The organism is Bradyrhizobium elkanii WSM2783, assembly GCF_000472865.1.
Classification (GTDB): Bacteria; Pseudomonadota; Alphaproteobacteria; order Rhizobiales; family Xanthobacteraceae; genus Bradyrhizobium; species Bradyrhizobium elkanii_A.
In genome coordinates this window covers 20,749-28,499 of the sequence record NZ_AXAP01000103.1, presented here as the reverse complement: position 1 = coordinate 28,499, position 7,751 = coordinate 20,749, and the positions used below count along the sequence as shown (strand labels likewise).

9 protein-coding genes are annotated in these 7,751 nt (G+C 58.8%); 8 read left to right on the top strand and 1 reads right to left on the bottom strand.

Features of this window, described 5'->3' with window-relative positions; genetic code table 11:
- Positions 1 to 596, top strand: a 596-nt coding sequence (locus YY7_RS0143645; protein WP_028168078.1) for a porin, incomplete at its 5' end; no start/stop codon positions are given.
- A 239-nt stretch (positions 597 to 835) separates the two neighbouring features.
- Positions 836 to 1,426 (top strand): hypothetical protein, encoded by a 591-nt coding sequence (locus YY7_RS57195; protein WP_155255523.1) that lies wholly within the window; start codon positions 836 to 838, stop codon positions 1,424 to 1,426.
- A gap of 201 nt (positions 1,427 to 1,627) precedes the next feature.
- Here the strand turns inward: YY7_RS57195 and YY7_RS59335 are convergent, their stop codons facing one another.
- The gene (locus YY7_RS59335; RefSeq protein ID WP_080664113.1) at positions 1,628 to 1,990 is read right to left on the bottom strand and encodes an integrase core domain-containing protein; all 363 of its coding nucleotides are present in this window, start codon (positions 1,988 to 1,990) and stop codon (positions 1,628 to 1,630) included.
- Here YY7_RS59335 and YY7_RS64610 point away from each other — a divergent pair.
- The 6 genes from YY7_RS64610 (at position 1,892) to YY7_RS0143610 (ending at position 7,654) form a co-directional block, all read left to right on the top strand.
- Positions 1,892 to 2,395, top strand: a complete 504-nt coding sequence (locus YY7_RS64610) for a YgaP family membrane protein (RefSeq protein ID WP_349642718.1) — start codon at positions 1,892 to 1,894, stop codon at positions 2,393 to 2,395. The two genes, YY7_RS59335 and YY7_RS64610, sit on opposite strands and share 99 nt — an antisense overlap.
- A 78-nt stretch (positions 2,396 to 2,473) precedes the next feature.
- Positions 2,474 to 3,202, top strand: coding sequence for an RNA polymerase sigma factor (locus YY7_RS57575; RefSeq protein WP_063623454.1), 729 nt, complete (start codon positions 2,474 to 2,476; stop codon positions 3,200 to 3,202).
- Positions 3,203 to 3,230: 28 nt separating this feature from the next.
- Positions 3,231 to 3,788 (top strand): methyltransferase family protein, encoded by a 558-nt coding sequence (locus YY7_RS54935; protein WP_245287635.1) that lies wholly within the window; start codon positions 3,231 to 3,233, stop codon positions 3,786 to 3,788.
- Entirely contained in the window at positions 3,785 to 4,507 is a 723-nt protein-coding gene (locus tag YY7_RS54930; protein WP_051397250.1) for a polysaccharide deacetylase family protein, read from the top strand. The genes YY7_RS54935 and YY7_RS54930 overlap by 4 nt, the downstream gene beginning before the upstream one ends.
- Positions 4,508 to 4,820: 313 nt before the next feature.
- Positions 4,821 to 5,888, top strand: coding sequence for a CobW family GTP-binding protein (locus YY7_RS0143615; protein WP_196237427.1), 1,068 nt, complete (start codon positions 4,821 to 4,823; stop codon positions 5,886 to 5,888).
- 146 nt (positions 5,889 to 6,034) lie between these two features.
- Positions 6,035 to 7,654, top strand: a complete 1,620-nt coding sequence (locus YY7_RS0143610; RefSeq protein WP_196237426.1) for an MOSC and FAD-binding oxidoreductase domain-containing protein — start codon at positions 6,035 to 6,037, stop codon at positions 7,652 to 7,654.
- Positions 7,655 to 7,751 lie beyond the last annotated feature (97 nt).

Below are 7,751 nucleotides of genomic sequence, written 5' to 3'. Positions count from 1 at the left end.
TCCCGACCGGCGCCGGCGACGACCTCAAGATCGACGCGAGCTATGCCAAGGGGGCGACGAAGTACGTCATCTCGTCGGCTTCAACCTCGCCGAGCTTTGCGATGTTCGGCAGCACCAGCACTTTTGGCGCCTATCAGAGCATCGGGTTCGGTGCGACGACCGATGCGGTCTATCTGCCGGTCGCGGCCGGCGGCGACGGCTCGCTGCATCTGACGGAGGCCTTTGGCATTCGCGGTGCGTTCAACCACAACTGGGACCCATATTGGTCGTCGAGCCTCTTCGGCTCGTATGTGGCCGTCCGCTATGACGGCGCCGCCAAGGCCTTCATGTGCGCGAACTACACGACGCCGGCCAAGGCGGTCAGCGCGGACTATGTCTGCAACCCCGACTTCAATCTGTCGCAGCTTGGTGTCATCACCCGCTGGACCCCGGTCAAGGACCTGACCTTCTCGGCCGAAGTCCTTTGGGTGCACCTCGATCAGAAATTCCAGGGCACGGCGGTTCTTGGTCCGGCGGCGCCCAAGCCGTCCGCGCGGTACGAGTTCAAGGACCAGGACACGGTCCACTTGCAGCTTCGCGCCCAGCGGAACTTCTGAGGCCTTTTTGCAGCGAATAGACCTCACAAGCCGCTCAGTCTGTCTTGATTTAGGCGCCTGTAAAATCAGGGCATTGGACAGGTAAGACAAGATGGCTGCCGTCCCACAGAGGCGCGAAGCCGATATACTGGGGAGGTTCGAAACGAAGCTGGTAAATTGATTTCGTAAACCTTCTTGAACAGGCTTTTCAGCGCGGAATCGGGTGAGTGCGGGCCTCGCTTTTGTCGGAGGAGTTCAGTTTGGAATTTGATTCGAAGAAGCTGGAACGATCACTCAATGAAGCTTTCGCGACGAATGATCTGCAGCTTATTTGTCGCGCTATCGACACCGCAGTGCTTCAGTCAAGCGGCCCCACTGATATTGCGTGGGCAGCCGGAATTGATCGGGTCACTTTTTATCGCAATTTCCGTCATGTGGGTTCGCGGGGACCGAGGTTGGCCACTATGATCAAAGTCCTTCGAGCGCTTGGGCTTCAGCTGGTTGTGGAAACACAAGCTGGGGTATCGCAGCGGACGCTGAACGGCGAGCCAGCCAAACGGGGGTCCGCAAATAAAAGAAATCCGAAAGCCGCCGCAATGGCTCGTCGCTTCACAAGCGCTTTAAGGACTGGAGAAGTCTATTCGCTCTCAAAGGTCTACATGGAGATGTTGCGTGCACAAGAGAATATTGCCGAGTTCGCCAGCAAAACGGTAGTGGTGCGCGAATCCCTTTATAGAGTTTTTTCCCGACATCCTACGCCGCAGTTTGGCACGCTCGTGAGCGTCTTTGATCGGATACAGCTGCAGTTTGCCGTTCGATCTTTACCGCACAAGTCGCGGTTTCAGGCATAAATTCTTTATCAGGATGTCGGCTAATTTAGCGTTTTCTGCAAGCCGCAGCGCCTCAAAGCTGCCCCTCTCGTTAGTAGGCCAACCGACAGAGTGAATTTGAGATGCGCAAATCCATCGGTGTCGCGCTGAGGTAGCTCGTCCGCCTAAAACAATCGCCGTTTCAATAGAAGCGGGCGCGCTTCACCTGTGGGTACCGAAAACTTAAGCTCGGGCGTAGTGGTGATGAAGTCCGCCCAGGACGGGGCGTGAACTGATCGCACCGGTTCGCTGAACCGGGCGAAAAATCGGCGCATCCTTTTTCAAGGATCGATGCGTTCTGACGTTATTGTAATAGTCGGCGTAGGATTGCAGGACCCGACGCAGATGCGCCTCGCCCAAAATAATGACGTGGTCCAAACACTCACGCCGGATCAATCCGATCAGCTGTTCAGCAAAGCCATTCTGCCAAGGCGAGGCTGGTGCGGTATGCCTCGTGTGCGGCTGTCTTCCCGATTTCCAGGGTGGTCCGGTTACCCCCCGATAGCGGCCTACACGGTCAATTCCGAGACCGACGTGATGTGCCATCAACCGACTGGTGCAGCGCAGCAATGCCGGCGTTCCTCAGCGGCCCAGGCCCGCACCCCACGCCCACGCCCACGCCAGCCTGCCGAAGCTGCCACCCCCTCAAATTATTTTTTGGGCCGCGACCCCGGCGCCGGGTTTGCGCCCTCTTGTCTGGATGAATGCGCCATAGCGGCGTTTCACGAACCGGAGCACAGAACCATATGGTATAGGAAGAACGTTGGCGGGTGGGAGCGCGCGGCCAGGCTGATCGGCGGGGGCTTGATGCTCATCTGCGGCGTGGTCGCGCTGCACGTTTCGCCGCTCGGGCTACTGCTCAGCGGTGCGGGTGTGGTGACGCTGGTCACCGGCGTGTTCGGCTATTGTCCTGCTTGCGCCGTCGCCGGGCGCGAGCCACTGAAGGGATGACCGCCTTGGCGCGCGTATCAGACGATCCCTTGCTCGCGGCACAGTCGGCCGATCGGCACGCGCTCACACAAGCTCTTGGTGGCGCTGCAGCCGGACATTCGGCGCTATGCCCGGCGCCTTTGCTACCGCGCCTCGGTCATCGAAGATGTGGTGCAAGAAGCACTCATCGTCGTGTACCGGCGCGTGGGCACGATCCGCAGTCCAGCCGCACTCGCCGGCTGGCTGCTGACCGTCATCGCGCGCCTTTGCATGCTGCCGGCGCTGATGCTGATGCGCGGAGTCGAGGAACTCGCCAGCCTGGAAGAGTCACGCGAGCTCGCAAAGGTCCCGCCGGACGAGTTACGCATAGACTTGGTCAATGCGATCGGGTCGCTTTCGCCGTCGCATCGCGAAGTGCTGCTGCTGCGAGATCTCGAAGATCTGACGATTGGGGAAATCGCCAGGCGGCTCGGCGTGACGCGCGAAGCGGCCAAAAGCCGCCTGCGCCGCGCCCGCACATTGGTGCGCGAATACCTGCACAAAGGACAGCAGACGAGAGAGCACATGAATTACCTTCGTGGAGTCGGCATGTTCGGGAGCGCCTTCCTGGGCGCACCCCTGATGCGCGGCGCAGCTGCGGCGGCGCTACCCGCTTGGGCCATCGTCCACCAGACCGCGCACCCCTGGATATCCTTGGGCGCGGGCGTTGCCGCCCTCGTCGCGCTACGCGGATGCCCGATGTGCTGGACAGTGGGCCTGGTCGAGACGCCTTCGCAAGGCCGTCGCGATTCAACCGCTGAACGCGCTGACCGGACATGGCTGCACTAACAATGCGACAGGACGGGAAGGAGGTGCCATGCCGAAAACGATCGCGGTATTGGGCTCTGCTCTATTCTTCGTCGTCGCGCCCTTGGTGCTGGCGGGATTCATCCCATGGTGGACCACACATTGGGAGTTCCGGCCGGCTTTTTTCGGCTTTGAAGTGACCCGCGCCATCGGACTTATGTTGATCATTGCCGGAGTGCCCGGAGTCGTGGATTCGTTCGCGCGGTTTGCACTGCAGGGGCTGGGAACGCCAGCCCCGATCGCGCCGACACAGAAGCTGGTGGTCACGGGTCTCTATCGCTACGTGCGAAATCCGATTTACGTCGGGGTCGCTGCTGTCATTTTTGGTCAAGCACTTTTATTCGGCGACCAGCGCCTCCTCTGGTATGCCTCCACGTCTGGGTCTTGGTCGTCGAAGAACCAACGCTCAAGGAGACATTTGGCGCGCAGTACGAGGATTTCCGGGCCAAGACGCTCTGATCGGGCAGGAGGTGCAGCGCCGATACGGGGACAAGCTACGCTCCCAGAGGACATGCTTCGGCGCGAGCTGGCGCTAGCTGCGAAACCGTCGCCGCTCGGTACGGTATAAAAACGACGTGGTTCATCCCGGGACATTCGATCGAGACCTGTCCGGACGAGATGGCCAGCGTCGTGCAGGCGGGCCATGAGATTGCCTTGCATGGCTATACTCACGAGAATCCGTTGGCCATGACCCCGACGCAGGAAGCCGAGGTTCTCGATAAGTGCATCGATCTGATCGTCGGTCTATCCGGCAAACGGCCAATTGGGTATGCGGCACCCTGGTGGGAGTTGAGCGCGAGCACCCCTGAGCTCCTGCTCGAACGAGGGGTGATTTACGATCACAGCATGATGCACCGCGACTTCGATTGTTATCGATTGCGGACCGGGGATAGCTGGACGGCCATCGATTACAGCACCGAAGCCCGCGAATGGATGCATCCGCTCAAACGAGGGCGGGTCTCTCGTCTGATTGAAATACCGGTGAGTTGGTATCTCGATGACCTTCCGCCAACGATGTTCATCAAGAAATCACCGAACAGCCACGGCTTCATGAATCCGAAGGATATTGAGGAGCTATGGCGGGAGCAGTTTGACTGGGTCTATCGGGAGATGGATAAGGCAGTGTTTACCTTCTGCCTGCATCCCGATGTTTCCGGACGTCCGCAAGTCCTCATGATGCTCGAAAGATTGATCGACCACATCGGGCGCCATCCGGGAGTTCATTTCAAGACATTGGAGCAGATTGCGCGAGACTACGACACCAAACATCCATTTGGATCCTGTTGATGTGCGGGATGTGTGGTGCATTCTCCACTGTCAGCCATTGGTCGGATGTCAATCGTCGGCCGGCGGGTCGATCGGCCAGCCTGCCCTATGCCGCTGCACGAATGGCTCAAGCACGAGTCGCCTCTTCGTTTACCGCACCGCTAGGCGTCAAAGTGCGGGATTGGATGCAGTCGACCTGGCTCGTCGAATCCGAACAACGGGACTTCCGTGATCGCGGGGACAATACCCGAGGTGTGGCAGAGCGCAGAGAAGATTGCCGGTCGGGACCTGGATGTGCTCTCGCCGGCTTATCTCGATCGGTTCAGGGCTGCCAATGGATAAACCATCAAATGGCTCGCGCGGTCGCGCGCGCATGGTGATCGTTGCAGGGTTTCTCGGCAGCGGGAAGACGACATTTCTGAGCCGAAGCATGAACGACCCCGCACTGTCGGGTGCTGTGCTCCTGGTCAACGAAGCTGCGTCCATCGGTATCGACAACGATATTTTGCGGGCGCCGTCTCGCTCGATTTCCCTGCTGTCGAACGGCTGCATGTGCTGCGTCACGAATGGTGAGATACGCGAGACGTTGTACAGCGTACTGCGCGAGAAGCCTTGTCTGGGATCAGACAATCTGATCGTGATCGAGCTGTCCGGCCTGGCCAATCCGGCATCCGTGATCGCGACGATCATGCAGGACCGCTACCTCGAGCGTCGAATCGAAGTCTCATTGCTGTTGACGACAGTCGATTGCATTCACAGCCAGCAGGGGGAGGCGGAATCAGACGATTTCGTGAGGCAGATACTTGCCGCCGATGTGCTGCTTCTGACGAAGACTGATCTCGCTTCACGGGCCGAATTGGAAGGAACAAGGTCTATGTTGGACCGACTCCATCCAACGGCGTCCCAAGTCGCGTCTTCTAAAGCCAGTTTGCTTCAATTGCTCGAGGGAAACCGGCAAAGTGCGCGACCGGCGACTAAGCCAGGCGAATCAATATCGCCGTATTCATGTGTCGAGGCGACAAGCGGCATTTCCTATAGCCACAAGCTCAGGCCGCGGACCGTCAGCCTGTATCTTCCCTCTGATCTGAATTGGTTCGAACTAGCGGCGTGGTTGTCACTTCTGCTGAATCGTTATGGTCAGTCGATATTGAGAATCAAAGGGCTTCTCTATCTCGGAGGCGTCGACGGCGCGGTGCTGATCAACGGCGTGCAGCACATCCTGTATTTTCCGCAACATCTCGACCTCGCCGGCGAACAAGGAAGTCAGTCCGTGCTCGTATTCATCGTCTTGGATATCGAACCGGAGTTGATCATCACTTCCATCCGAACGTGTCTGGGCATTCGAACTGCCGGAGCGCAACCACGTGACCGAGACGCCCAATCCGTTGCGGTCGCTCAATGACTGTCAGATTTGAGCCAAATCAAATGAGCAGCACAATCAGGCCTCACGTCGTGGAGGTTCGAGCTGGGAAGGTCGCTCCGCTCGGTCCTCGCGGTGTGCCCAGTGGATTCGTCAAGAATATAGTGCGAGGGGATGTCGAGGTCGGCGTGCTGGGATTGGCCGGCGATGCTCAGGCGGATCTGGTAAATCATGGCGGTGTAGACAAGGCGGTCTACGGCTATCCCTCGAGCAATTATGCGGCCTGGCAGGCCGAGTATCCGCACATTGATGGGATCGGTCAGCTCGGATCAATGGGTGAAAACCTGTCCATTTCCGAACTTACCGAGCGCACCGTTCACATTGGCGACGTCTACCGCATCGGCGGCGCCGTTCTTCAAGTCACGCAACCCCGCAAACCTTGCTTCAAACTGGCGCTGCGCTTCGATGAGGGGTCATTGCCGAGCAGATTGGTGTCAAGCGGGCGCTGCGGCTTCTATTTTCGGGTGCTGGAAACAGGAAGGCTGTCCGAAGGCGCGTCGGTCGAACTGGTGGATCGCCTTCATAATGGCTGGTCGATTTTTGATCTGGCAAACGCGACCTATTCGCGTGAGGTGAATGAGGCGTTGCTGTCTTCCATCCTGGAGATCAAGGAGTTGGCTTCAGCCTGGCGCAAACATATCGAAGCGGCGATTTCGATCCGCGCAGCTGAGCGTTTCAAGGGAAGGCCTCGGACCTTTCGCGTACGTGACGCAAAGCAGCAGAGCGACAGCATACGCTCTTTTACGTTCGAACCTGCGGACGGCAATGGAGTGCTTCCCCACCGTCCAGGACAGTTTCTGACGTTGCGCCTGAGGCCGAGCGGGAGGCAGACGCCTCTGGTCAGGACCTATTCGTTGACGAACACGCCAAACGGAAGGGACTACTCCATGTCGGTCAAACGGGAGGGGGAGGGCTCCTCATGGCTGCACGAGAACGCCATAGTCGGATCCGAAATCGAAGTGGATTCGCCGAAAGGCAGGTTCGTGCTCGATGGTACGAGCAGGCGCCCGCTGGTTCTTCTTTCGGCTGGTGTCGGCATCGCTCCGGTGCTGAGTATCTTGCGTGCCGCTGTCATTAACGACGGCGTCATCGGCGGGGCACCGCGGAAGGTCCTTTTCGTTCACGGCACGCGTAATCGCCGGGAACATGCTCATTCGGAGGATGTCGACTTAATCGCTTCCAAACACTCCCTGGTGCGCGTCCACATCGCGTATAGCCAGCCTGACCCGGATGACAAACTAGGGGAGCACTATCATTCCAAGGGGAGGATCGACGCTCCTCTTCTGAAGAGCGTTCTTCCGCTGGAAGAGAGCGATTTCTACGTCTGCGGTCCGGGCGGATTCATGAAGGACGTCGTCGCCGCTTTATCCGATCTCGGCGTGCAAGCTTCCCGAATCGGCATGGAGACCTTTGGCCCGTCGTCGCTAGCGGCCAAGGATGGATATAGCGACTTCGAAAATGCGGAAATCGCCCGCGAGCCCGTCACCGTGCGATTTGCAATGTCCGAAAGGGAAGCAATATGGAAGCCCGGGAGAGAGACGCTCCTCGAACTTGCTGAAGAACTTGGCATCACGGTGGACAGTGAGTGTCGGTCCGGAAATTGCGGGACGTGCGCCGTGCGCTTGCTGCAGGGCTCCGTTTCTTACGCATTCGAACCGTCCTTTGCGGTACCCGACGGAGAAGCCTTGTTGTGCTGCTCGCGTCCGGCCGCTTCGGACAGGGACGATCAGCTTATCGTGAACGTTTGATCCGGGGCTTTTAGCCTGGCTCTTGACGGACCGCTCCGACGGGTGCTGGGGCCTTTTTGCGACGCAAAATCCGGCAACAGCCAATCGCAATATTGGC